This is a genomic window from Pseudovibrio sp. Ad13 (assembly GCF_001623225.1).
Taxonomy (GTDB): Bacteria; Pseudomonadota; Alphaproteobacteria; order Rhizobiales; family Stappiaceae; genus Pseudovibrio.
In genome coordinates this window covers 145,827-171,222 of the sequence record NZ_LMCC01000034.1, presented here as the reverse complement: position 1 = coordinate 171,222, position 25,396 = coordinate 145,827, and the positions used below count along the sequence as shown (strand labels likewise).

Sequence of the window (25,396 nt, the reverse complement as noted above, 5' to 3'; positions counted from 1 at the left end):
CCAAGCTCGTGGCGCCCGAACCGTTCTGATTACATCAACATGTCATCAGAACCGTAGTCTGCATTCCCTTCCAGCACTGGTGCATCTGCTGCAGCAACTTCTACAGTTTCAGATGCAGGGTTGAGAGCGTCATAAACGTCCTTTACCCCTTCAGCGATGTTGGTGATGACGCTGACAACGGCCGTAACTGGGTTTGATGTTGCAACCCCCACGGCTATGTCCACGACAACGTCAACAACAGTGTCGACCACAGCTTCAAATACGCCTGCGATCTTCTGACCAAGCTCATGCTGACCAAATGCATCGGAGACGGTTTCAATCACTGCGCTAACAGCTTTGGTTACGACGTTTGCGATTGCTTTGAATGGATTCCACCAGCCCATGTCTTTATCCCTTTCAGACAAAAGTTAGATAAGTTTCACCGCTCCCGAAGCGCACTCCGAGGTACAGTGATGTTAAATTGTTGGTGTGATACCGCTGGCAGGAGGTCCTTCAGATGGCTACACGTTACGTGTTGGCTTCAAAGGGTCCCAATCCAAGTCGGTTCTCTATTTCGAAGAAGTCCCTGGACGCACCCGAACACTGCTAATGCCGCATTCAGAATGCAAGTCTACACTACGAATATATGTCATAGCCTAGCCTCCCAGCTTCGCTAAATGCTCACAATGAGCATGCCTCATAGCGACAAACGTTTTGAGTAACGTTTAGTGTCACCCAACTAACTTCAGTTACCTGAAGTCCTAATCAAATCCCCTATGCATAACTTGCATTAATCTCATCATACCACTTTGAGTACACATTACAGATACGATGCAATCCGCCAGTTACACATCCCCGTTTTGGGAGGTGACCTGATCTGAGTTCAATATTTGGCCGCAATTGGGGCGGAAATGTGGCGAACAATTTTATACTTTTAGATCTAGAATAAATGTTATCCAAATGTTTAGTGCAAATACAACTCTAGGTATTATTGAAATATCAGTATTTTTATACTTAGGGTATATTAAATTTATCTTACATAAAAATTTATCGATAAAAAGTACCTTACGTTTGAGTAAGTTACCTCGCATGACGTGATGCATGTCACACTCATACGTGTGTCAACACAAAAAATATGAGGGTGACACTCATTTTATAGTGAAAATATATCACCAAGGTGCCGTTTAGGTCATATATTTACCTTAAAAGTGACCACACAACGGCAAATCAGAGCAATCAAAGTGGATAATAGTGTCAGTGGAAGAGGACAAATCCGGAAATTTAGAAATGAGAAATCCAGCGTCTGCGCGCACTTAATGGTTTAATCAAACTAAGCTGATGAACCTCAGATTGCTTACTCTAAGTAAATACCCCGACCTACTTTCGTAGATCGGGGCATTAAGAGATCAGCACTTACGGCAGATGGTTCAGAGGCGCTAACCTCCGGGCCTGCTGCGAATGTTCTCAGGCAGCCATGTGGCGATCTCAGGGAACGCGATCAGGACAAAGACCATCGCGACCATGATCAGGAACATCGGGAACGCCGCACGCGCAATGAACCCCATCTGATAGTTGGTCATGCCTTGCAGCACGAACAGGTTAAACCCGATCGGCGGCGTGATCTGCGCCATCTCAACCACCACCACGATGAAGATACCAAACCAGATCAGGTCAATACCCGCCTGACGGATCATAGGTTCCACCACAGCCATGGTCAGCACCACAGAAGAAATGCCATCCAGGAACATGCCGAGGATCACGTAAAACACCAGCAGCACCATCAGCAGCTCAAAGCGGCTCAGCTCCAGCGTTGCGATCATGTCAGCCAGACCGCGCGGCAGACCTGTAAAGCCCATGGAGAGAGACAGGAACGCAGCACCGGCAAGGATCAGTGCAATCATGGAGGAGGTGTAGGTCGCCCCCATCAGACTGCTCGTGAAACTTTTCCAGGACAGTGAGCCCTGAGAAGCTGCAAGGATCAGACTTCCAATCACGCCAAAGGCAGCAGCTTCTGTCGCCGTTGCGTAGCCCAGATACATGGAGCCAATCACAACGAGGATCAGCAGGATCACAGGCAGCAGGAAGCGGGTGTTCTTCACCTTCTCAGCAAAGCTCATCTCAGGTTCCGCTTTCGGATCCCATTTAGAAGAGACTTTAGAGGTGATCGCCACATAGGCCATGAACATGCCAGCCAGCACGATCCCCGGCATAATGCCTGCAAAGAACAGCTTGGAGATGCTCTCGTTAATGGTCACGCCATAAACGATCAGCGTCAGGGACGGCGGGATCATCAGACCCAGCGTTGCTGCACCAGCCAGCGTGCCAATGATCATCTTTTCCGGATAATCACGCTTACGCAGCTCGGGGATAGACATCTTGCCAACGGTGGTCAGTGTCGCAGCAGACGAACCGGAAACTGCCGCAAAGACGGTACAGCCAACAATGTTGGTGTGAACCAGACCACCTGGAAGGCGGGCCATCCAGGGGGCAAGGCCGCGGAACATATCTTCCGATAATCGGGTTCGATACAGGATCTCACCCATCCAGATGAACAGCGGCAGCGCCGTCAGTGTCCAGGAGGAGGATGCCGACCAAATGGTCGTCAACATCACGTCGCCAACAGGGCGGGTGGTGAACAGTTCCATGCCAACCCATGCCACACCCATGAGCGCCAGACCGACCCAGACGCCGGTGCCAAGCAAGGTGAACATGACAAACAGGAACAGAATGATAATGCTTATATTTTCCATTGCTCTTATTCTCCGGCAACTGCTTCTTCAAGTTCAGGCGCAATACGGTGCTTGCCAGTGAATATGAGTTGAAGGAGGTGGTCTGTGAGAGCAATCGCAAGGATCAAGGCACCAAGGAACATGAAGCCCTGTGGGATCCAAAGCGGTGTGCGGTCTTGTCCCTGACTGATGTCATTGAATTTGTGAGACCAATAAACGAAACGGTAGGCGTAGTACACAAAGTACCAGATCGTGGCGGAGCCAATGGCAAAACACCAGATTTCCAGAATGCGCTGTGCTGTCTTGCCCAGCATTTGGTGCAGGATGGATACGCGAATATGGATGCCCTTGTTCAAGGCATTGGCAAATGCAAGGAAACTGGCGGCGGCCATGGCATAGCCTGCATATTCTGCGGCGCCCGGAAAGACCTCTCCCGTCCAACGTGCCAGCATCTGCACGACAATCAGTCCGAGGATGGCAATCAGACAAAGCGCGGAAAGAACTCCAGCTGTCTTGTAGATCCCATCCAGCCCTAAGCGCAGTGCGCGTGTCAGCTTCATTGTTCTCCCCCTCGAAAAAAGAAAAGCCGGAGTTCCAAAAGGTTCTCCGGCTTTTGCGTGCTTATTTCATTGCTTTGAAGGTACTGACAACAGCCTTGCCATCGTCACCAGCAGCTTCAAGCCATTCTGCAGTCATGGTTGCACCAATTTCCTGCAGGTCAGCTTTCATCTGGCCGCTACCCTTTTCAACCTTCATGCCGCCTTCACGCAGGCCATCAAGGGTGAAGTTTGTGTAGTCGATAGAACGCTTGAGGCCAGCTGCTTCTGCAGTTGCCGCACAGCCCTGAATGATGCCTTTGTTCTTTTCAGAAACACCAGACCACACATCAGAGTTTACGAGCATGTAGTTGCGTGGCAGCCATGCATCCACTTCGTAGAAGTAGTTGAGGCTTTCCCAAACTTTACGATCGTAACCAGTTGCACCGGAGGAGACCATGGAGTCAGCAACACCGGTTGCAAATGCCTGAGAGATTTCAGCTGCTTCAATGGAAACTGGCAGCATGCCTGTCAGCTCAGCAAGACGCGCAGTTGCGGTGTTGTAAGAGCGGAACTTGATGCCTTCCATGTCAGCAACAGAGTTGACTGCATTTTTGAAGTACAGACCCTGAGGAGGCCATGGCACGGAATACAGCAGGGTCAGGTTCTGTTCGCCAAGAACCTTTTCAAGCGCTGGCTTTGCAGCAGTCCAAAGCTTGGCCGCATCATCAAAAGATGTTGCGAGGAATGGAACGGAATCCACACCGAACAAGGCATTTTCGTTCTGGTGACCGGAAAGCAGACGCTCACCGATTGGCACCTGACCGGTCTGAACTGCACGCTTGATGTCGCCGCCTTTAAACAGGGAGCCGCCCGGGTGAGTGGTTACTTCGATTTCACCACCAGTGCCAGACGTAATACAAGCTGCAAATTCAGCGCCAGTTACTGAATGGAAATTGGACCCTGAGTACGCCATTGGCAGGTCCCACTTTTCCGCAGAAGCAGCAGTTGCCCCCAACGCCATAGCGGAAACACTCAAGGTGACCAGTAGACTAGACTTCTTCATATGTTCTCTCCTCCAAGAAAATTAGTGATGCCCTCAATTAAATCTTTGCGGATCGTAAGGGCTTATATCGTTATTGGGGCGTTTACCGCTGATCAGATCAGAGACCAGCCGCCCGGTTTTTGGACCGCCCGTCAGGCCGATGTGGTGGTGCCCAAACGCTGCATAAACACCGCTTTTGCCCACTTCACCGATGAGGGGGAGACTGTCCGATGGCGCAGGGCGGAAGCCCAACCATTCTTCTTCGCTTGATGCTTCCAGATGCGGGAAGCTCTCGCGAACCTTTTTCCGTAGTAGAGCCAGAGGAGCCTTGGAAGCACCAGCTTCCAGCCCGCCAAACTCAACAACACCCGCACAGCGCAATCCCTGTGCCATTGGTGTTGCCACGAACTTGCCGGAGGCGACCATGATTGGTTGGCTCGGCTGCTCGCTCGGGTTCTTGAATAAAATATGGTAACCGCGCTCGGCTTCCAGCGGTACGTTGATGCCAAGCTTATTCATCAAAGGCTTGGACCAGACGCCCGTTGCCAAAACGGCACGATCACACTCAAAACGTCCTCTGTCAGTCATTACCGCTGAAATTGAGCCGCCCGACAGATCGAAATCCTTCACTTCGGCCTGCACAAACGTGCCGCCCATCTCTTTGAAAATCTGCACCAGATCCTGAACATATGCACCCGGATCTTGAATGAACCCGTGATCACGCATCAACGCCAGCAGTTTGATGTTTTTGGCAAGGATTGGTTCCATCTCGTGAACGGCGTCGCCTTCAATCAATTCCGGCACAAACCCGGCTTTGCGACGCAGTTCCCAGGTGTATGCGTCTGCTTCAAAGGCGGCTCTGTCGTTGTAGGCAAAGCTGTAGGTGCTTTCCTGCAGCCATTTAGCAGCGCTGGTTCCGTCCACCAATGCATGGTGCTGGTCCACACTGTCACCAACAATCGGTGTCAGCCCCTGCGCGATGCGTCGGGTTTCCTTATCCGTTGCGTGAGACAGGTAACGTGCCAGCCATCCCGCCAGCTTCGGCAGGTAGCTCCAACGCAGGAACAGCGGAAAGTTTGGATCCAGCAGAAGCTTTGGGCCTTTCAGGATCAGACCCGGCGCTGTGACTGGCGCCACGGAGCAGCTGGCCAGCACACATGCATTGCCAAAGGATGCGCCCATGCCGGGCTCACCCTTGTCGATGAGGGTCACATCATGACCCTCACGCTTCAACCATAAAGCTGCTGATACACCAACGATCCCTGCACCGATGACGACGACATTATTTTTATTCATGCAGCCCCCAGCACCGCACTCTTGGAAATCGCATAGTGCTCAACTTTCTCCAGATCCGGTCGGCCTCCCAAGCCTGCCGTTTGCGGAACGATCACATCGCCGCCTCTGGTTTCAAATGGCGTTTCCATAAGGTCTTCTACTAGGAAGTATTTTGCCTGATAAAACTCACAAGCTAAAGTGATTTCTGGCGTTGCAGCAATCATATGCGTTCCGGCAAGGTGGGCGAGGCCGGATTCAAACATGTCGCCGCCATAGGCACTCATACCAGCGGTTGCGGCCATGCGGGCTACAGTTTGGGCCCGAGTCAAGCCTCCACTCTTCATTATTTTGACTGAAACACCGTCAGCTATCCCCATGTTAATCGCGGTCAGCATGTCCTCTGGCCCAAAGATGCTTTCGTCCGCAAGAAGCGGCACATCGATGGAATTTCGGATAGTTGCCATAAGTTCCCGAAGGTTATGCGCAACGGGCTGTTCGATAAAATCTGGTTGAAAACTCGCGATGTCGCGAACGCACGCTAGGGCACTATCGTGGTGCAGACCCTGATTGTAGTCCACACGAATGGAAAACTCAGGATAGCTCATGCGTAAGCGCTCCATACGCATCATATCAAACTCATGACCTTTGAAGCCGGTTTTGAGCTTGATGATGCGCACACCATCCTCTTTCAAACGTTCCATCAATGCTAAATCACGATCGAAATCAGGATCAGCAATAGAACAGGAAAGAGGGATCGTATCGCGACATTTGCCACCCAGAAGCGCCCAGACCGGCAAATCAGAGATTCGCCCCTGCAGGTCGAGCAGTGCGGTTTCCAGGGCTGCTTTCGCCTCAGTACAATGAGCAACCGCCTTTTGGGCGTCCTTCATGATTGTGGCGCGTTCACCAATGGTGCGGCCAACAACAAGCGGACGGATGTAGCGGTCAAGCGCCGCAAAGGTGGCTTCTGCAGAACCTGTGAAGACAGACCACGGCGAGGCTTCCCCCCAACCGGTTTCGCCCCCCTCCGCCGTTAAGCGGAGGATGACAATATCAACGGCGTGTTCAACAGAGCCAATGCCATGGTCGCGGCGGGCATTTACTGGCAGCTGTACGTGCCAGACATCCATCCCAACGATCTTTTGGCCGGTAATTTTTTGTGCAGCGTTCATGGCTCTTATCCCATCCAGCGACGTACAGGGGCGTTTGCTTCTTCAAGAGGCTGCGTCACAACATCAATCAGCGTTGGGCCGTCATGTTCGATTGCCTCTTTGAGTACACGCTTCAGATCATCAGGATTTTCAACGCGCCAGCTCTTCACACCATAAGCAGCGGCAACAGCGGCCTGATCAGTGCGGTTAAAGTCTACATTGTAGTAGCGCGCATCTGTGTCTGCATACTGGCTCGCTTTAATCCAGCCGTAGCTGGAGTTGGAAAACACGATGTAGGTGATTGGTGCACGGGAGCGGCACACAGTCTCCAGCTCACCACAGGTGAAGCCGAAGGAGCCATCACCCATCATGGCAACCACTTTGCTGGTTGGACGGCCATACCATGCACCCAGCGCTGCAGAGAGCGAGTAACCCAATGCGCCATGCGCGCGGTTGGTGATGAAGTAACGACCAGACTGCGGCAGCTGGTAATAAGCAGAGAAGTACGGACAGGAGGTGCCCGGATCGGAGATCACTGTGGCATCAACCGGCAGCACCTTCATCATTGCATCGATCACCCGTTCAGGACGGATCGGTGCTTCACCGCTTTGGGCCAGCATGTTGAAGATCTCAAACTTGCGTTTCTTGATGTCTGCAACAGCAGCTGCACCGCCGAAAGTGTCAGCGCCCTGATCGCGTTTATCCAGAACAGCGTTGACCTGCGCAAGGGAAAGCTTGAGGTCACCAACAACGCCAACTTCCACTTCGTAGTTCGCACCGATCACCATCGGGTCGTTGTCGAAGTGAACAACACGGGTCTTAGTAGATGGCGCTTCCCAGCGGGAGGTGGTGGTGGAGCCGGCACGAGCCCCCATGAACACCACAAGGTCCGCATTGGCCATGGCTTCCCATGTCTCGTCTGTTCCGCCATTGGACCCGACTACACCCACACAGTTTGGATGGGTTTCAGCCAGTGAACCTTGACCGGAGATAGACGTTGCAACCGGAATGTCGAGACGGGATGCCAGACGCTCCAGTTCTTCCATAGCACCAGCAATCACAACACCGCCGCCGCACACAAAGAGCGGTTTCTTGGCGGACAGGATTGCATCAACCGCAGCTTCAGCAGCACCTGGTGCAGGGGCCTGAGGGTAAGCCGGATATGACGTCAGTTGCTGATCTGCCCAGATGTCAGAGGCGTCGACCGCATCATACTGAATATCGTAGGGCAGGCCGAGATGAGCCGCACCGGAGCAACCGGTTGTCATGGCACGGAAGGCTTTACGAACCATCCGCGGAATGTGGTCAGCGCGCTTGATCACGGTGTTCCATTTAGTCAGCGGACGCATCAGCGCTTCCTGATCCACTTCAGTCAATGGGTACTTGCCGTAGGACCCAACAGAAATGTCCGTCGTAATGCCAAGCACAGCATAAGAGCTTTCAGAGGCTTCGATCAGACCCGGCAAAATGTAGGTTGCGCCACCACCAGACGGCCCCTCACACACACCCGGACGTCCGGTCACTCGTGAATACGCATCAGCCATGTAAGTGGCGCAGCGCTCATCACGGGTCAAAACGTGGGTCATCTTGTGATCAAGCTTATACATCGCGTCATAAAACGGCAGTGTTGTATCGCCGCAAAGACCGAAAATGTGCTGGACGCCCTGCGCCTCCAGCATTTTTACCATGGCTTCTGCACCATTCATCTTATTCGTCACAGTGTCACCTATCAGACCCGTCCCACCTGTTAAGCAGGCAATTTACTAAACCCGAAGAATGCAGAATCGATTGCACTCAAAATTGTATACAGCACCATATTCAATATTGAGCGCAGGTCAAATGGAATGTACAGTTCATCTATGACGTGGTAAGTGCTGAGCCAATTTTTGGGGCCTGCGACGGCAGGATTGAGAGCGATTTTGGAATGACAAAAGCTGATAGCAACGTGGACCGCATCTACGAAAAACTACGGAAAATGGCGGCCTATTTCGAACTTAAGCCGGATGCCCGTATCAACGAGAGTGCGTTATCCACAGAGTTGGGCGCAAGCCGGACACCGCTGCGCGAGGCGTTGAATCGACTCGTGGCAGAAGGCTTCCTCACGTTCCAGAGAGTGGCCGCGGTTTCTTTTGCCGCCCCCTGAGCCCGAAGCTTATTCTCGACCTTTATGAAGCGCGTGTCGCCATTGAGACGGAGATTGTCCGCCTTGTTTGCCGCCGAGCCAGTGATGAAGAACTTCAGGACCTGATGGAGTTTTTGAAGTCCACAGAGCCGGACTACGACAGCTGCGAAGACCCGATGGAGCTTTTGAGCATGGATGAGGCGTATCACATGCGCATCGCTGCCCTTTCTCAAAGCAACGAGCTGGTCCGCATTCTGGAAAACCTGAATGACCGCGTGCGTTACATCCGTCTTGTCGACTTGAAATACCTACGCGGCAAGACACCTGTTTCCACGCAGGAGGAAGCCCAGCTTTCGGCCCACCGTGTGGTGCTGACCGCCCTGATCAACCGGGATGAAGACAAAGCCGTTTCCACCATGCGCCATCATATTGAACGTCGCCGCGATGAAGCAACAGAGGCGGTGCGCATCGCCTATTCGCAGCTCTACGTTCCAGCAGATTAACGCGAGTACCAAAAGCAAAGCAGGTCGCAGGTCCCCAACACTTAACCTGCTTTGCCCTCCAATTTTATAGAAGAGGTTTTGAATTATGTCCGTTGAGTATGGAGGCAAGACCGTATTTGGTGCCTCAGTCGGCATTCTCATGCTGGAAACCAAGTTCCCGCGCATTTACGGCGACATCGGCAATGCCCAGACATGGCCGTTTCCAGTGCATTATCGCGTGGTCCGCGGTGCGACCCCAAACAAGGTGGTACGCAATGATCCGCGTGAACTGGTGGATCTGTTTGTTGAAGCTGGCCGCGATCTGGTGCGGACCGGCTGTGATGGCATCACCACCAACTGCGGTTTTCTGGCTCTCATTCAGGACGAGGTGAAGGAAGCGCTTGGCGTACCCGTCGCAACATCTTCCTTGATGCAGATCCCAAGCGTGCAGCAGCTTCTGCCGAAGAACAAGCGCGTCGGCGTCATCACCATTTCCAAAGAAACATTGACCAAGGAGCACCTGAAAGCAGCAGGCGCACCGGAAGACACGGTGATTGTAGGCACAGATGGTCTGCGCAACTTCACCCGCGAAGTGCTGGATGACTATGACGCCATCAACTTTGAAGATGCCCGTCTGGATCTGTTGGACGCTGCCGCAGAATTGGTGACCAAAAACGAGGGCATTGGCGCCATCGTTCTGGAATGCACCAATATGGTGCCCTACGCCAATGACATCCGCAAACTCACCGGATTGCCCGTATATTCCATCTACACGTTTGTGAACTGGTTCCAATCCGGTCTGGTTCCGCGTAAGTTCCCGCTGGAACTGGATGACCCGCGTTTGGATTTAGCGACTTACGGAAATTAATCGATGTCGAAGCCTAGTCAGATTGAACAGATAAACACAAACGGCCTCGTTTTGCTTGGCTGCGGAAAGATGGGCTCAGCCATGCTGAAGGGCTGGCTGGAAGCAGGCGTTCTGCCTTCCAGCACAACTGTGATTGATCCTTATCCATCTGACTGGCTGAGGTCACTGGAAGATCACGGCCTAAGCCTGAATAAGCAACTGCCAGCAGCTCCCGCAGTGTGCATTCTGGCTGTGAAGCCACAGATGATGGGGGATGCAACCCCTCAGGTTGTCGCGCTAGGCGGTGGTAACACCGTTTTCATTTCCGTTGCAGCAGGCACAAACCTGACCACACTTCTTTCTCTGTTGGGTGAGGGCAGCCCGATCATCCGTGCCATGCCAAACACACCGGCAGCTATTGGACGCGGCATCACCGCGCTCATTCCAAACAGTCATTGCTCGGAAAGCAATCTGGCTATGGCACAGGAACTGCTCGCCGCTGTTGGTCAGACCGTTGTGCTGGAGAACGAAAGCCAGATGGATGCTGTGACAGCAGTCTCCGGCTCTGGACCTGCCTATGTGTTCCACCTGATCGAGTGCCTCGCCAAAGCAGGCGCAGAGCAGGGGCTACCGGAAGAACTGGCAATGCAGCTGGCTAAAGCCACCGTTGGCGGAGCAGGGCAACTGGCAGAAGATGCCAGCGATGACCCTACCCAGCTGCGCATCAATGTTACATCTCCAAACGGCACCACAGCTGCGGCGCTTGATGTGCTTATGAACGAAGCCAATGGCATGCCGCCACTTCTTTCCCGCGCTGTTGCAGCTGCCAAAAAACGCAGTGAAGAGCTGGCCTAGCCTCCTGCGTTATCACAAGATTTGAAAACCCCGACTTCCATCAGGACGGCGGGGTTTTCTTTTGCTCTGACACACTCTCAAGACTTTGGGCTTGACCAATTTCAATTATTATATAACCATACGGTTATGCAACAACTGAACCAGACACCCCAACCAGAAAACCTTGATGCCGTGTTTGCAGCACTGGCCGATCCTACGCGCCGAGCAATCCTGACCCGGCTCGCCAATGGAGACGCATCGGTCAACGAGCTGGCTGAGCCATTTTGCATGAGCCAACCTGCCGTCTCAAAGCATCTGAAGGTTCTGGAACGGGCAGGGCTGGTTGAACGCGCCATAGACAAGCAACGCCGCCCGGCACGGCTCAAAGCTGAACCCATGCGTGAGGCGGTTAAATGGCTGGAAGAGTTTAGCAAGTTCTGGTCATCCAGCTTCGATCAGCTGGATGATCTTCTGGAGGAACTGAAGAAATCCGAGAGTTGAGGAGGGAATTGGAATGAGTGAACTACCAACCTATGTACTGGAACGCACCTTTAACGCCCCGCGCGAGCTGGTTTGGCGCACATGGACGGAGCCTGATCTTATTTCGCGCTGGTACGGCCCCAACGTGGAAAGCATCGTCCACAAGCTGGACGTCAAACAAGGCGGCCTTTGGCTGCATGAGATGAAGTGGGGAGACAATTCCAACTTCCAACGCGTTGAATATACAGAGGTCTCAAAACCTTCAAAACTGGTATGGCTTCATGCAACGTCTGACGCTGACTGGAATGTGATTGCCAGCCCGATGATGCAGGACTGGCCTCGTGTTTTGCTGACCACCGTTACCTTTGAGCAAGACGGCGACCAGACCAAAATGCGCCTCACATGGGTTCCTCATGACGCCACAGAGGCTGAGATCGCCTGCTTCGAGGCAGCCATCGGCGGCATGAACCAAGGCTGGAATGCCGGTATGGGCCTACTGGAAGAACTGCTCGCCGAGCTTCAAAGCGAAATGCAGACTTAGAGCACTTTCGTAAAGCAACTAACTTGGGCTGTGCTTCCAATTGGTGACAAGCCAGCCCACTTAGTTGTTATCAATTGTTTTTCTGCCGAAAACTGCATTCTCAAACATAAATTTCTTCTACTTATCTTGGACCAACCCAATGAAGATAAACTCAATTGAGAAATTTGAAGAGGGACGAAAGAAATACAGGAGCTTGCTGGGTTATGCATCACTGATGCGCCTATCACTCCTACGCATATTATAGGTGGAACAACAAGACAATCTTATATCTGTTTATCCTCTCTATCCTCTTCATAGTCTTACCTTCCAATTTTTCAGTTTATCTGATGAAATATGATATAATTCAATACCTTGTATCATTTTATCTCGAAACATTTCCAATGTCTCAATCACGTTTTTTCGCGCTGCAGAGGTTAAGCTCATATAATGCAAGTCACTTCGCAATAGCCAGCATCTCCACTTTACTGCTCGCCGTACCATTCACTCTCCCCTTTGTTTACGGATACTTGAAGTATTGGAACGAAAACAAAGCATACCAGCGTGTTAGTCACCTGCATTTCTTAAGTGTGATTGCCTCGTTCCTAATTCTGTTATTTACAATTTGGGGTTTCTTTATTTTCACGCCCGAGGACATAGTCCCCGAACGCCTGGGGACTTTCGTTATGTTCGTGGGGCCGTTCTTTTCGTTCTACTGCGTAGCTTTTGTCTTGTTTGTTCCGGGTCTGCTCGCACAACCAATCATCTTTGTGATCAAGTTGGTGCATCAACTCACATTTGGTTCTTACAAAGAGCAATATTGAAACCCGCGACTCCTCTCGCCGAGCTTCAGGCAAGTTTGGCGACGTAAGTTGTGGTGGAGACCTCTCCTCAGCCCCGACCTCTCCCTTGGAGGCGGGGTTTTTTCTTGCGCGGATTGTCGCATTCTCCCCCTCAGGCAACAGCTTATGCGCAGAAATGTACCCTATCAGAAATAATATAAGTATTTGCTCTCATTATATTTTTGCATATTACCGAGCGGAATAGTTCAAAATTTAATTTGTTATTAGTAAGTGCACCATACCCCTAAAACTAACAGTGGTATTCTCAGAAAATACCCGCAGCGGAAAATAAGAATAGCAACGGGGCACTTATGCACTTTTCCGGAATTAACCTGACCACCAAAATAGCTTCAACCGTTTCATTTGCCATTGTCGTAACAATCGGTGTTCTTGTGCTGGCCGCAGACCTGTTACTCTGGGGTACGCTGAGCGATGAGGTGGACAAACGTCACAATATCAATTTTCGCATCGCGGCTGCACAGTTCCAGCAGGAACTCCCATCAGCAACCGTGAAGCTGGATCACAATTCTAATGTTGCCAAAATCATCACAAATGATCCTCTGAGCTTTTCAGGGAACGATCTTGTTGACCAGATTGGGCATCTGACTGGCGAGACCGCAACTGTTTTTGTGTGGGATGACGCGACCCAGGATTACTGGCGCAAAACCACCAACATCAAAAACAAGAAGGGCGAACGCGCCGTCGATACACCACTCGGCAAGACTGGCAGTGTTTATCCAATTATCAAGTCCGGCAAGACCTTCCGCGGTGAAGCCGACATCCTCGGCATGGCCTATTACACCCTGTACCAACCAATCTTTGACAGCAACAATCGCGTGATTGGTATTCTTTATGTAGGCGTTGAAAAATCCCACATTGAAGCGCAGGTTGATAACGTCACCTGGAACCTGCTTTACGCTGCGCTTGGACTGGGGCTTGTTCTTGTTCTGATGGCCTACTTCGGCTTCAAGTTCATGCTGAAGCCGATTCCTGTGATGACGAAGGCCCTTCGTGATTTGTCCGAGAACAAGATGGACATCAAGATTGCGTATTCCACCCGCTCTGATGAGATTGGTGAGATGGCGCAAGCGATCGAAGTTCTGCGTCAGAACAACGTAGAGCGTATTCGCCTGCAAGAGCAAAGCGATGAGGAATCCGGCGCTCGCGAGGAACGTCAGAGCCGCATCGAGAACCTGTTGAGCCAGTTTGGTGCCGAAGTCACGCAAGCACTGCAGAGTGTGGATCAGCGTTCTGCGGAAATGGAACACACCGCCACCCGCCTGACCGGCATTGCAGAGGATTCTGCTTTGCGTTCCAACACCGCTCGTGATGCCTCCGAAGAAGCCTCTGCCAATGTGCAGACGGTTGCGACCGCAGCTGAAGAGCTGAGCGCCTCCATTGAAGAGATCAGCCGCCAGTTGGGTGAGACCAACCGTGTGGTGGGCGCCGCAACCAGTGGAGCAGAAGAAAGCAGCCAGAAGGTTCAGGCACTTGACAGTGCTGCGCAAAAGATCGGCGAAGTCGTCAACCTCATCCGCGATATTGCAGAGCAGACCAACCTGCTGGCGCTCAACGCAACCATTGAAGCAGCACGTGCTGGTGAGATGGGCAAAGGCTTTGCAGTTGTTGCCTCCGAGGTGAAGGAGCTGGCGACCCAGACCTCCAAGGCAACCGAGGAAATCTCTGCGCAGATCTCAGGCATCCAGAACTCCTCCAAGGAGACAGTGGAAGCCATTTGTGGCATCAGCGACACAATGAGCGAAGTGAACAAACACGCCACCTCCATCGCCAATGCCGTTGAACAGCAGGGATCCGCGACGATGGAGATCAGCGAGAACGTTCAGATGGCAGCGCAGGGCACTCGCAGCGCAGCACACAACGTGAGCGAAGTGTCGGTGAAAGTGACGGAAACGCAAGAAGCGGCCTCTCAGGTGCTTGACGCATCGCAGGCAGTTGCATCCAACGCAGCGCTCCTGCGCAAAACCATCAACTCCTTTATGGATGATATTCGCGCAGCCTAAGCACTATGCCTCTTAGGAGCGTAATGACTTGAAGAGGCCCTGCATTCCATTGGTGATGCAGGGCCTTTTACATTCAAACGAAATGATCATCGCCCGTTCACTCACCTGTTTTTACAAGTGAGGCACTGATAGACCAGCTGGAGAACACATGAAAAACTTCAAATCAAAACTCCAGCTAATGGCTTGTAGGTTGCTTGCAAGCCTGAGCCTATTGTTGACGACAAGTCATTTCACAGCGGCCTTAGCGTCTGATCAGGACCTGATCCTCATTGCTGCGCCATCCATTGCTGATACCTACGATGATCCCGAGTACGCAGCGCTGTTTCAGGATATCGTGGATTTCGACATCGCCTTCGCAAATGCTGTTTATGGAAACGACGAGGTGCGGATCATTGTGGATGCACAGACTCGGTCTTACTTTAAAGGCAAGGTGCCGGACGAGGTTCTTATCAATGACTATCTCCCGCATATTTGGGCGCGGGATTACACCGTCATCAACCCAGGCAAACCAGTTCAGTTCCGCTATACCCCTGTCACCTTTGAAGGTGATCAGGCGGTCGCAGATGAAATGCAGGGCGGCTTTAATGCCTTTGCCAATGCGAAGGGGCTGACGTTTGCTCAAACCGACTACCTGTTGGATGGCGGTAATATCGTTGATAACCACACAGGCCGGGTGATCACCACAACGCGCTTTCTGGAAGACAATCACTTGTCCTATGAAGACGGCAAGGCAGTTTTGAAGGAGCTGCTGAACGCGAAAGAAGTCGCGATCTTGCCTCCCGATGAAGAGGTCATGGCTCACAGCGATGGCATGGTGATGTTTGCGGAAGACAACACCATCATCCTCAACCGCTATGACGCCCCCATGAGGACTGAGATCACCGAGGAACTGGAGGCATCTTTTCCTGGCATCAAGATTGTTGAAGTGAACGCTATGTGGGATGAAGCTGATCTGTCCAGCGCCTGCGGGGTCAACGTCAACGCGACGATGACCAGCAAATTCATCTACATGCCGCATTTTGGCGACCAGAACAGCGATGAAGTGCTGGAGACCATCCAAGCCAACACCAGCAAGACGGTTATTCCGGTGCCAGCCAACAAAGTGTGTAAGTTGGGCGGCTCAGTGCGTTGCCTCACCCTTCAGCTGAAAGGCAAAGCAGCACAAGCAATTCTGAGAGATTAGGTCAGCCAACACAGGTCACTGCTTTGCTGAACTCAGAAAATCTGGTTGATTGCATCCAGAAGGCCCAGTGTCGCTGTTAGCAGCAAAAAACCACCCAAGCCTGGCACAATCCAGTTGAACACCTTGCTTTCATCAAAGACCTGAAGCGAGATCTGTCCCAGAAAGCCGTAGGCTAAAAAGCAGATCAGAGCGATCAGCCCAATGGGCAGAAAAACAGAGCTCAACGCCCCAACGCTTGCTACAATTTCGCTGTTAACGAACTGCGGAAACAACGCCACAAAAAACAGGATTGCTTTTGGGTTGAAGAAGGCAATGAGAAATCCAGTCTGAAATCCCTCTGTCGCTTTGGAAAGCTGTTTTTCCGGTCCTGCAGTATCCAACCGAAAGCTCCTGCCGTGGCGAATAAAGATGTAGCCGATATAGGCGATATACAGCGCTCCAACCGCCTGCACTGTGAGCAGAACCCGAGGTTCCAGCGACACCACGGAGCGGAAGGCGAAAAAGGCAATTAACGCTTGCCCTAAAGAGGCGGTGACATTCCCCAGTGCGGGTGGAACAACACCGTTCACGCCTCCCCGGGCGCCCTCAGCAAATGCAAGCGCCATGCTGGGGCCGGGGATGATCGACACAGAAAAAATAGCTATGCAATACAGGATGAGTTGGTCTGCACTCATTTAAATTCTTTCAATAACATTCTGGCGATTGTTCGCGGTGTTGTCGTGACTGATCACACCTGTTTGAATCGCCTCTCCAATTTTAAAACCTTCATGGATGTAGTCATCAATAACTTTTTGGCCTTCTTCCTTTTTCAGGAGCCTGACAATATGGCCCATGAACACGTCCCCTAAAATGGAAAGACACTATTCATGTTCACCCTCAATAATCAGGGCTTCATCGACTAAATCTTGTAATGTCGAAATCTGAGCAGCATCCACGTCTCCCGCGTCGAGCATGGCTTGGAGACGGTCTTTTTTCAAGCCTTCATAGAATAGCGGAAGGGAGGCTTAGAGTATCCTTATCTACTCTTGCCTGAATAATACTCTTTGGTTTCCGCACTACTGTTCACTGCTAAAGAGTTTTCACGGCTATTCCGGGTCTTTTTTCTTTGCAATCACCAGCTGACCGGCGATTGGATGTCCTTGTTCCAAACGTAGGACCATTTCAGTGCGATCAAGGAGTTTGAGATTGTTCTGCTTCAGCAGGTTCTGAAGGTAATCCTGCGAGTGGGCATAGCGACAATACTTTCCCATAAGATAAGGTTGGCCGCCAAATGCCTCTTCCGGCTGGGTCTCCGTTGAAAAGAGGAAAATACCGCCGGGAGTCATGTTTCGGGCGATATTTAAAAACATCTCATCCAAAGTCCCATTGTATGGAATGACATCTGTCGAGATCACAAGGTCCCAGGGCTCATGGCGGCTTTGCTTCAGAAATTGAGTGATCTCGCCTTCATGCAAGACATCATAAATCTCTTTCTCTCTTGCTTTCTCAAGCATCTCCGCAGAAAGGTCTAAACCGATTTTGTGAGTGACCTGATCCTTGAGCACCTCACAGCAAAGTCCTGTTCCACAACCAAGGTCCAGCATTCGCTTGAAAGGTCCAACCTCAAGCGCAGTCATTCTCTCCTTAACTTTTTCGGGGAGGGCGTACTTCAGGCCGTCCAGCAGCCTTTTGTCATAGGTCTCAGACATTTGGCCAAACAGCATCAGCACATGGGCCTCGGGCATACAGCTGGGGACATTGCCTTTGCCAATAGCTGCCAGATGAAGTGAAGCGCCAATACTATCTTCTGGATCATTGCGCAGAATGTCCTCAAAGGCCTCTGCGGCTTCATCATACTTGCCTGCAGCTTCCAAGTCTAAAGCGTTGTTAAGCTCAAAAAAACTGGAAAGAATATCTGCAACCGGATCAAACTGATTTTCGTCGTCAATACCGTTTTTCATGACTACAGCTCTCTGGTTTAATTAGAGCGCAGTGAGCCATAAAACACTTAATTACCTATCCGAACAGTCCAGTTGATCTTTCGAAAACTGTAATCAGTGCGCGATTGGCTGCTAAAGTTTCATGCTCTTGATCTCACGAGGAAACTTGGCCATATCGCAATTTCAAAATGGAATTTGAAGAGGCTCTAAGAGCCTTGAGAAGGCGGGAATGTATTCGCGTCAAGGCGGAGGCGTCAGTCCACAGTACCGCGGACTGACGCTATATTTGCTTAGCCGAGGATTTTGCCAAGGCTCATGGCGACCATCTTGTCGCCGCCGATCTTGATCTTGCCCATCATCACAGCTGTCATCGGGTTGACGGAACCATCCACCAAGCCTTTGAAGGTCTTCGCAGAGCAAGAGATCGTACAATCAGCCTCTGCTTCTTCTGCGCGCGCGCCGTTCTCGTCGACGATGATGAAGCCCTCATCCTTGATGTTGAGTGCAATCGATTTTGACATATCGACGCCATCAAGTTTGCCGTTGATCCCGGTTACGATCTTCTGGATGAATTCGGACATCTGTTCCTCTGGCTGTTTTCTGTTCAGGGAGGGCAGGACCCTCCCAATTGTTGCAGCTACCTAACCCTATTGCCTGCAAACTACAAGCGCCTCAATGGTCTGGTATAGGTTAACCACTAAACCAATTCGTCATAGTGCCAGGCAATATGGTCTTGCATAAAGGACGCGATGCAATAGTAGCTGTGATCGTAGCCACCATGCATGCGCAGAGTCAGGTCAACGCCTTCGTCACGGCAAACCTTTTCAAAGACCCAAGGCTTCAGCTGTTCTTCCAGGAACCCATCGGCTGAGCCCTGATCGATCAGGATGCGGCCTTTCCAGCCGCGAGACTTGACCAACTCACAGGCATCGTAGTTTGCCCATGTGGAGCGATCTTCACCGAGGTAACCTGAGAAGGCTTTCTCACCCCACGGGCAGTTGATTGGGTTCACAATTGGCGCGAATGCAGACACGCTCTTGAACAGGCCCGGGTTCTTCAACGCAAGAGTCAACGCGCCATGACCACCCATAGAGTGACCCGTCAGGCCCAGAGCGCTCAGATCAATCGGGAAGTGTTCTTCCAAGATCTCCGGCAGCTCCTGCGTGATGTACTCTTCCATTCGGTAATGCCTGGCCCAAGGCTCCTGCGTGGCGTTCAGGTAAAAGCCAGCGCTTTTGCCCATGTCCCAACCATCATCATCCGCCACATCGTCACCACGTGGAGACGTATCCGGTGCAACGATGATCATGCCCATCTCTGCTGCTGCACGCTGGCTGCCAGCTTTGGAGACCATGTTTTCCCAGGTACAGGTGAGACCGGAGAGGAACATCAGCGTAGGACACTCTTCACCATTCAACGCACGGCGCGGTAGAAACACCGCAAATTCCATTGGCGTACCGGTGGCTTTACTATCGTGGCGATAAACGCGCTGCTCGCCATCAAAACAGCGCCAGCTTTGGATCAGCTCAATCATAATAGCTCTCTCACAGCGTACTTCCGAAAAGCGGTTCCGGTTTTCGGATAAGAATACGCATTAAAATGAAGGCCTAAGCAGAGCAGATGTCCGCTTAGACCTTATCAATACGAAAACCCAGAGTATGGCTTAGAACGTCACAACCGAACGGATGGACTTGCCTTCATGCATCAGATCAAACGCAGTGTTGATCTCATCCAGCGGCATGGTGTGGGTGATCATGTGGTCAATATCGATCTTGCCATCCATGTACCAGTCCACGATCTTCGGCACATCCGTACGACCGCGCGCGCCGCCGAAGGCAGTACCTCTCCAGGAACGACCAGTCACCAGCTGGAATGGACGGGTGGAGATTTCCTGACCAGCGCCAGCAACACCGATGATGATGCTTTCGCCCCAGCCTTTGTGGCTGCACTCAAGCGCCTGACGCATGGTGGTTGGGTGGCCAATACACTCAAAGGTGTAATCCGCACCGCCGCCTGTCACGTCAACCAGGTAAGGAACCAGATCGCCTTCAACTTCCTTCGGGTTGACGAAGTCAGTCATGCCGTACTGTTCTGCAAGTGCTTTTTTGCCTGGGTTGAGGTCAACACCAACAATCTGGTCAGCACCGATCAGACGCAGGCCCTGCACAACGTTAAGACCAATACCACCAAGACCAAACACAATAGCCTTACAGCCTGGCTCAGCCTTTGCTGTGTTGATCACGGCGCCAACGCCAGTGGTCACACCACAACCGATGTAGCAAACCTTATCAAACGGTGCGTCCTTGCGGATCTTCGCCAGAGAAATCTCAGGCAGAACAGTGAAGTTGGAGAAGGTGCTGGTGCCCATGTAGTGGTGAATCTTTTCACCATTGATGGAGAAGCGGCTGGACCCGTCTGGCATTACGCCTGCACCCTGTGTGGAGCGGATGGACTGACACAGGTTGGTCTTCGGGTTAAGGCAGTACTCACACTCGCGGCATTCCGGTGTGTAAAGCGGGATCACATGATCGCCCGGCTTCAGCGAGGTAACGCCTTTGCCCACTTCGCGCACAATGCCTGCGCCTTCGTGGCCTAAGATGGCCGGGAACAGACCTTCCGGATCATCACCGGACAGGGTGAAGGCGTCTGTGTGACAGATACCTGTTGCCATGATTTCAACCAGAACCTCAAAAGGCTTCGGGCCGTCCAGCTGAACTGTCTCGATAGAAAGAGGGGCTCCGGCTTTATAAGCAACAGCGGCGCGTGTATCCATATTGTGAACCTATACGTCTTGTTATAGACCCGCCGGATGTGGCGGGACCTCCCCAAAATTGATTAAAGCGGCGCACACCTCCCGCGTGTCACCCCTAAACTTGCACCAGTAACTTATAACGCGCAGAACCACGAATTGCATCAGCGAATTCAGGAGTTTTGCGTAGAGACTAAAGTTAGTAACAAACAACATATTTGAGTGCACAGAGTGGACGTCATTGCGCAATTCAATCATTGCTTTGTTGTCTTCAGGAGAAAAATATGAGTGGCATGACAAAGAGCAAGATTCTCGAGTTTTCGCGCGGGTATCCGGTTTATCTTTTTGCGCTGACGCTCGCAGGCATCACGGCTTGTCTCACCTTCTACCTGCTTGCCATCTTCCCTCCTGTCGGCTTTGTGATCTTGTATATCCTGCAAGACAGGATCCCGCTCACAACGATCATCCCTTTCATTGCAGGGCCCGCTCTACCGGCAACTATTGTCTTTCATCTCATTCTCAGAAGAACACGGCTCAGGCCCCCGTTGGCGCCGCCCTCATCAGCTATTTGGCTGGCACCAGCACAGCCATTTTGCTCATGCCCGTAATCGCAATGCCGTCAGTTACGATCCTAGAAGGTTTCCTCATCTTCATGGGTATTGCCTGCACAATGGGCTACGCGTTCGTCTATTGGCAGCACATTCCAAAACGTTCTAAAGCAGGTACTTGATCGCTAGAACGATCCCGCCAAGCAGCAGTAGTGTTTCGGCCACGATGACGAACAGGTGCTGATGGCCGAGGCTGACGAGGGTTTTCAGGGTAGTCATGACTCCAAGTGCCGAGATCGCGATGACGAGGCACCAGGTGGAGGCATCAACGAGGATCAGGCGCGGTGTCTCAGGTATCCAGCCCAGTGAGTTCACCACGACCAGTGCTGCGAACCCGAAGGCGAAATAAGGGACAGGGGCTTTGGTCTGCAGAGCAGTTGTTGCGGCGTTGCTTTTGGTGTGCAACCACTTGGCGGACCACACCGAGATGATAAAAATCACCGGAAGCAACATCATCACCCGCATCAGCTTGACCACGGTGCCGATTTCACCTGCGCTGTCTGACACCGCAAACCCAGCACCTACCACCTGCGCCACATCATGAATGGTCGCGCCAAAGAAGATGCCGAGCTGCACATCGGTAAGGCCGAACATCTGTCCGATGCTGGGGTAAAGGATCATCGCGAGGGTTGAGAGGGCTGTTACGGCAATGACCGTGAACAGCGTGTTTTGTTCGTTTTCCTTGGAGTTTGGCAATACGGAGGAAATCGCCAGTGCTGCAGATGCTCCGCAAATGCCAACAGCGCCTCCCGTCAGCAATCCAAAACTGGCGGAGCGACCCAGTAACCGAGCCACTATTAGGCCAACAAACAGCATGGCCAGCACCGAGAGGATCACCAGAGCCAGCGTTTGCCAACCGAGCGCAAGGATCTGTGCAAACGAGACGCGCAGGCCAAGCAGGATCACGCCCAGTCGCAGCACCTTTTTAGCCGCAAAACTCAGGCCTGCCTGACAGTTTCCATCCTCATAAATAGAATGCACGGCCATACCAATGAGCAGGGCGTAAAGCATCACCGGCCCGCCCTGATGCTCGGAGATGTAACGCGCAGCAATGGCGATCACCGTTGCAATGATAAGGCCGGGTATGATCTCACGGCCCTCTTTCATCCACTTGGAGAAGAACGGGCCAGAGCTTTCCGGTTGATCTGGCAGGCTGGAGTCGGCTGGCATGAAACTCACCCTTGCAAGTGCCTTTGGTCCCCAGTGCCTCTGTTAAGAAGCACTTCAGACATCATAAGGATGCTGCATGGTGAAGTGGTTACGCCAGCCAAAGAAACCGCCACACCCCATGGCAATTCAGGGGGTGTGGCCTGACTGTTTGGCGGGAGCCTATTGTGTTTCGCTAACCTTTGCTTGCTGCACAGAGTCGCCAACAAGGCTGAGTGCCAGTCCCGCACACGCAATGAACGCAGTGAGGACAAGCACCAGCCATCCCGTATATTCAACGGAAGTCACCAGACCAACAAACAAGCCGGAGAGTGGCAGAGTGAAGTTGTTGAACAGGATGATCACACCAACCGTCTTACCGTAGTCATCTGGCGGAATAATCTTCTGCCGTGCACTGCGGATGTAGACGTTAAACATGCTGTCAAAGCCAAGGATCACACAGTACCCCAACAGGTAAATCCAGTAGTTGCTCGTGAACCCGGTGATCACACCGCCAACAACCAACCCGCTGTATGAGATGATGCCGATATGAGTCAGCTTCAGACGGCTCGCACCTGTAACCAGCAAAACCGCAAAGGTGACAATCGCCCCAACGGATTGCAGCAGCGCGTAGAACTCCTCGGACTGCTCATAAAGACCAGTGACCATACTGGCAGAGGTTGCCAGTGTGACACCGAAAACCAGATTGACCAGAGCTGTGAGCGCCACAATGCGCTTCAACCCCGGCAGGTAAAACAGATGGTTGAGCGCAATGCGGAATGGCTTGGTCCAATGCCCGTCCAACGGCTTGGCCTCTTTCAACTCCACGTCACTGAGACGGCGCCAGATGGAGATGAGTGCATCGGCACTGACAAACAGTGCGCCTGACATGACCACGACAATTTCCCAGCCGAACACGTTGAACAGAGCCGCGGCAATAACCGGCCCCAACACGATACAAATCTGGTCAACACTCTGCGCGTAGGACTGCACTTTGGTGAAGGTCACGTCTTTGAAGATTTGCGGCAGCATCACTTCGCGAGCCATGAACCCTTGTGTCGTGAGCACGCCTGAAAGGGCCGCAATGGCAACAATCCAGCCCACATGGGGCATAAAATATTGGCCAACAAGGCCAAGGGCACAGACCAGTGAGCGGCCTGCCTGAGAAATGCGGATCAATGTGACGGGAGAAAAACGGTCTGCCAGAATTCCGCAGACGGGAAAGCACAGAATGCGCGGCAGCGTTTCAGCAGCAAAGGCAAGGCCGGAAAGCGACACACTGCCAGTGGTTTGGAAGACAACAAGTGGAACGACGAAAAGCAGCAGTTGGTCTCCTAAACGAGAACCAAACATGGAGCCAAAGAACACAAAAACGGAGCTTTTCACTCTGTATTCCAGTCATAATTGGATGAGGAAACGAATAGTAGGGTTCGTGGCACAAGAGCAATCCGCTGAAGATCAGGGGAGGTGGGAGAAGGTCATCAGCCTAAGAGGATCAGCTTGCAGGTTGCGCCGGCGAGTTATTTTTGTGGGGCGATCTTGGTTTGAAGATCATCCAGAAAAAGAGAAACAATCTCCTTGTTTACGCGGAAATACACCCAGTTGCTGTTGCGCGTGAGCGTCACCAGACCGGCATTCACCAGCACCTTCATATGGTTGGTTGCTGTGGGCTGAGAAATGCCGAGTTTTCGAGCGATTGCTCCCAGACAAACCCCATGCTCAATCAGGTCGCCATGCTTTTGCGGCGGAAAATGCGCCTCAGGGTCCTGAAGCCACTCCAGAATGGTCAACCTGTTCTCATTGGCGAGAGTTTTAAGGATTTCAATCAAGCTCATGTAAATAACATATAGGCAGCAAGCTATATAGCAACATTACAATATAGCTTATCAACTATATTCAAGGATCCGCGTTGGAGAGGGACATACACTCTCCTCATCCAAGCTTTCACAACACCATTGAAACATCCCGGAAAATGGGATGTTATGGCCGTATTGCTCTAAGATTTTTAGTTTCAAGAAAGTTGCTGTTGTGCTGATACTCCGCCAGATACTCTCTTACATCTGTTGCGCTTTCCTCGCGATTCTCTTCTCAACCGCAGCTTTGTCGGCTCCGTTATGGCTGGAAGCAAAAGGGGAGGGTAGCCCAACCATCATCTTCATCAGTGGGAATGGAAATGATGCTTCGGTTTGGAAAGACATTGAACCACACTTGCGCAAGGTGGGGGTTCAAACCGTGGTCTATGACCGCGCCGGTTTGGGCCGTAGCCCACTATGGGAAGGTCTTTATACAATCGAAGGCGAGGCCCATGACCTGAAAGCAGTCCTCACAGAGCATGCAATCGGAGGTCCTATCATCCTCGTGGCTCACTCCTATGGCGGCTATATCGCCAGTCTGCTGGCCGAGAATATGGTGCAGGTGAAAGGCCTTGTTTTTGTAGATGCAGGCATCCCGACGGATATGAGCCAGCAGCTGGTCGATTACGTCCTTGCAGAGTACACACCACGCTTCGAGGCACTCGAAAGAGCAGCTCCTGAACTGGCAAAAGCAATCATTCCCGTGGTGAAAGCCTACCCAACCACAGCGAAACGCATGCGCACGGTGAGCATTCCTGAGCATCTGCCTGTCATCGACATCCTCGCAGAAACGTCATGGGTACAGGACGAGAGGATCGTCAGCCAAATGCGCAAGGCCCATGCAGACTTCGTCGCCGCCTCCCCAAACCGCAGCAGCCTGCTCGCCAAAGGCAGCGGACATAACGTGATGAAAGACAAGCCACACTATGTGATCGACACCGTCACCCGCATGGTAGAGCTAATGAAGGTGAGATGACCCCTCATTCAATCAAAAACTTCACCTAAGAGCACCATTTATAGGCTTCAGCGGCCAATTTATGCTCACACACCCAGCACCGTTCTTTCCCACTGGGAACAT

General features: G+C 52.0%; 26 protein-coding genes. 10 read left to right on the top strand and 16 right to left on the bottom strand.

Going from position 1 to position 25,396, the window contains the following annotated elements; genetic code table 11:
- Positions 1–29 precede the first annotated feature (29 nt).
- The 7 genes from PsAD13_RS26085 to PsAD13_RS26055 all read right to left on the bottom strand — a co-directional run bounded on the left by PsAD13_RS26085 (position 30) and on the right by PsAD13_RS26055 (position 8,433).
- A complete protein-coding gene (locus PsAD13_RS26085) occupies positions 30–383 on the bottom strand; it encodes a hypothetical protein (RefSeq protein ID WP_057461372.1) in 354 nt (117 codons plus the stop codon).
- Positions 384–1,415: 1,032 nt separating this feature from the next.
- A complete protein-coding gene (locus tag PsAD13_RS26080; RefSeq protein WP_057461373.1) occupies positions 1,416–2,729 on the bottom strand; it encodes a TRAP transporter large permease subunit in 1,314 nt (437 codons plus the stop codon).
- A gap of 5 nt (positions 2,730–2,734) precedes the next feature.
- Positions 2,735–3,268, bottom strand: a complete 534-nt coding sequence (locus PsAD13_RS26075) for a TRAP transporter small permease (protein WP_057461374.1) — start codon at positions 3,266–3,268, stop codon at positions 2,735–2,737.
- A 61-nt stretch (positions 3,269–3,329) separates the two neighbouring features.
- Positions 3,330–4,310, bottom strand: a complete 981-nt coding sequence (locus PsAD13_RS26070; RefSeq protein ID WP_063319954.1) for a TRAP transporter substrate-binding protein — start codon at positions 4,308–4,310, stop codon at positions 3,330–3,332.
- A gap of 33 nt (positions 4,311–4,343) precedes the next feature.
- Positions 4,344–5,585, bottom strand: a complete 1,242-nt coding sequence (locus PsAD13_RS26065) for an FAD-binding oxidoreductase (RefSeq protein ID WP_063319953.1) — start codon at positions 5,583–5,585, stop codon at positions 4,344–4,346.
- Positions 5,582–6,736, bottom strand: a complete 1,155-nt coding sequence (locus tag PsAD13_RS26060; RefSeq protein WP_063319952.1) for an enolase C-terminal domain-like protein — start codon at positions 6,734–6,736, stop codon at positions 5,582–5,584. The genes PsAD13_RS26065 and PsAD13_RS26060 overlap by 4 nt, the downstream gene beginning before the upstream one ends.
- 5 nt (positions 6,737–6,741) lie before the next feature.
- On the bottom strand, positions 6,742–8,433 hold the full coding sequence (locus PsAD13_RS26055) for a thiamine pyrophosphate-binding protein (RefSeq protein WP_063319951.1): 1,692 nt from the start codon (positions 8,431–8,433) through the stop codon (positions 6,742–6,744).
- Positions 8,434–8,639: 206 nt separating this feature from the next.
- On the opposite strand from PsAD13_RS26055, the gene PsAD13_RS28215 reads away from it, so the two are divergent.
- From PsAD13_RS28215 to PsAD13_RS26015, 8 genes are all read left to right on the top strand, one after another.
- Entirely contained in the window at positions 8,640–8,858 is a 219-nt protein-coding gene (locus PsAD13_RS28215) for a GntR family transcriptional regulator (protein WP_208986950.1), read from the top strand.
- On the top strand, positions 8,855–9,340 hold the full coding sequence (locus PsAD13_RS28210) for an FCD domain-containing protein (RefSeq protein ID WP_343228963.1): 486 nt from the start codon (positions 8,855–8,857) through the stop codon (positions 9,338–9,340). Before PsAD13_RS28215 ends, PsAD13_RS28210 begins: the two co-directional genes overlap by 4 nt.
- A gap of 85 nt (positions 9,341–9,425) precedes the next feature.
- Positions 9,426–10,187 carry an aspartate/glutamate racemase family protein gene (locus PsAD13_RS26045; protein ID WP_063319950.1) on the top strand — a complete coding sequence of 254 codons (762 nt, stop codon included), beginning with the start codon at positions 9,426–9,428 and terminating at the stop codon, positions 10,185–10,187.
- 3 nt (positions 10,188–10,190) lie between these two features.
- Positions 10,191–11,021, top strand: coding sequence for a pyrroline-5-carboxylate reductase (gene proC, locus PsAD13_RS26040; protein WP_063319949.1), 831 nt, complete (start codon positions 10,191–10,193; stop codon positions 11,019–11,021).
- A gap of 126 nt (positions 11,022–11,147) precedes the next feature.
- Complete coding sequence (locus PsAD13_RS26035) at positions 11,148–11,501, top strand: metalloregulator ArsR/SmtB family transcription factor (protein ID WP_063319948.1); 354 nt, start codon at positions 11,148–11,150, stop codon at positions 11,499–11,501.
- Between the two features lie 13 nt (positions 11,502–11,514).
- Positions 11,515–12,021 carry an SRPBCC domain-containing protein gene (locus tag PsAD13_RS26030; protein ID WP_063319947.1) on the top strand — a complete coding sequence of 169 codons (507 nt, stop codon included), beginning with the start codon at positions 11,515–11,517 and terminating at the stop codon, positions 12,019–12,021.
- Positions 12,022–13,150: 1,129 nt separating this feature from the next.
- Entirely contained in the window at positions 13,151–14,860 is a 1,710-nt protein-coding gene (locus PsAD13_RS26020; protein WP_063319945.1) for a Cache 3/Cache 2 fusion domain-containing protein, read from the top strand.
- Between the two features lie 148 nt (positions 14,861–15,008).
- Entirely contained in the window at positions 15,009–16,043 is a 1,035-nt protein-coding gene (locus tag PsAD13_RS26015) for an agmatine deiminase family protein (protein ID WP_063319944.1), read from the top strand.
- 32 nt (positions 16,044–16,075) lie between these two features.
- Here PsAD13_RS26015 and PsAD13_RS26010 read toward each other — a convergent pair whose 3' ends face one another.
- The 6 genes from PsAD13_RS26010 to PsAD13_RS25990 form a co-directional block, all read right to left on the bottom strand.
- The gene (locus tag PsAD13_RS26010; RefSeq protein WP_057461384.1) at positions 16,076–16,717 is read right to left on the bottom strand and encodes a LysE family translocator; all 642 of its coding nucleotides are present in this window, start codon (positions 16,715–16,717) and stop codon (positions 16,076–16,078) included.
- Positions 16,718–16,876 (bottom strand): hypothetical protein, encoded by a 159-nt coding sequence (locus PsAD13_RS27910; RefSeq protein WP_161831198.1) that lies wholly within the window; start codon positions 16,874–16,876, stop codon positions 16,718–16,720.
- A gap of 252 nt (positions 16,877–17,128) precedes the next feature.
- Entirely contained in the window at positions 17,129–17,983 is an 855-nt protein-coding gene (locus PsAD13_RS26005) for a methyltransferase domain-containing protein (protein ID WP_063319943.1), read from the bottom strand.
- A gap of 269 nt (positions 17,984–18,252) precedes the next feature.
- On the bottom strand, positions 18,253–18,543 hold the full coding sequence (locus tag PsAD13_RS26000; protein WP_057461386.1) for an SCP2 sterol-binding domain-containing protein: 291 nt from the start codon (positions 18,541–18,543) through the stop codon (positions 18,253–18,255).
- A gap of 116 nt (positions 18,544–18,659) precedes the next feature.
- The gene (gene fghA / locus PsAD13_RS25995; protein WP_063319942.1) at positions 18,660–19,496 is read right to left on the bottom strand and encodes an S-formylglutathione hydrolase; all 837 of its coding nucleotides are present in this window, start codon (positions 19,494–19,496) and stop codon (positions 18,660–18,662) included.
- A gap of 129 nt (positions 19,497–19,625) precedes the next feature.
- On the bottom strand, positions 19,626–20,735 hold the full coding sequence (locus PsAD13_RS25990; RefSeq protein ID WP_063306958.1) for an S-(hydroxymethyl)glutathione dehydrogenase/class III alcohol dehydrogenase: 1,110 nt from the start codon (positions 20,733–20,735) through the stop codon (positions 19,626–19,628).
- A gap of 260 nt (positions 20,736–20,995) precedes the next feature.
- On the opposite strand from PsAD13_RS25990, the gene PsAD13_RS25980 reads away from it, so the two are divergent.
- Complete coding sequence (locus tag PsAD13_RS25980) at positions 20,996–21,319, top strand: hypothetical protein (RefSeq protein ID WP_208986948.1); 324 nt, start codon at positions 20,996–20,998, stop codon at positions 21,317–21,319.
- 105 nt (positions 21,320–21,424) lie between these two features.
- Here PsAD13_RS25980 and PsAD13_RS25975 read toward each other — a convergent pair whose 3' ends face one another.
- From PsAD13_RS25975 to PsAD13_RS25965, 3 genes are all read right to left on the bottom strand, one after another.
- Positions 21,425–22,489, bottom strand: coding sequence for a putative sulfate exporter family transporter (locus PsAD13_RS25975; RefSeq protein ID WP_063319941.1), 1,065 nt, complete (start codon positions 22,487–22,489; stop codon positions 21,425–21,427).
- Positions 22,490–22,648: 159 nt separating this feature from the next.
- On the bottom strand, positions 22,649–23,851 hold the full coding sequence (locus tag PsAD13_RS25970) for an MFS transporter (protein WP_084404839.1): 1,203 nt from the start codon (positions 23,849–23,851) through the stop codon (positions 22,649–22,651).
- Between the two features lie 134 nt (positions 23,852–23,985).
- Positions 23,986–24,300 (bottom strand): metalloregulator ArsR/SmtB family transcription factor, encoded by a 315-nt coding sequence (locus tag PsAD13_RS25965; protein ID WP_057461393.1) that lies wholly within the window; start codon positions 24,298–24,300, stop codon positions 23,986–23,988.
- A gap of 193 nt (positions 24,301–24,493) precedes the next feature.
- On the opposite strand from PsAD13_RS25965, the gene PsAD13_RS25960 reads away from it, so the two are divergent.
- Positions 24,494–25,294: an alpha/beta hydrolase gene (locus PsAD13_RS25960; RefSeq protein ID WP_208986947.1), complete on the top strand. Its 801-nt coding sequence runs from the start codon at positions 24,494–24,496 to the stop codon at positions 25,292–25,294.
- Positions 25,295–25,396: the final 102 nt, after the last annotated feature.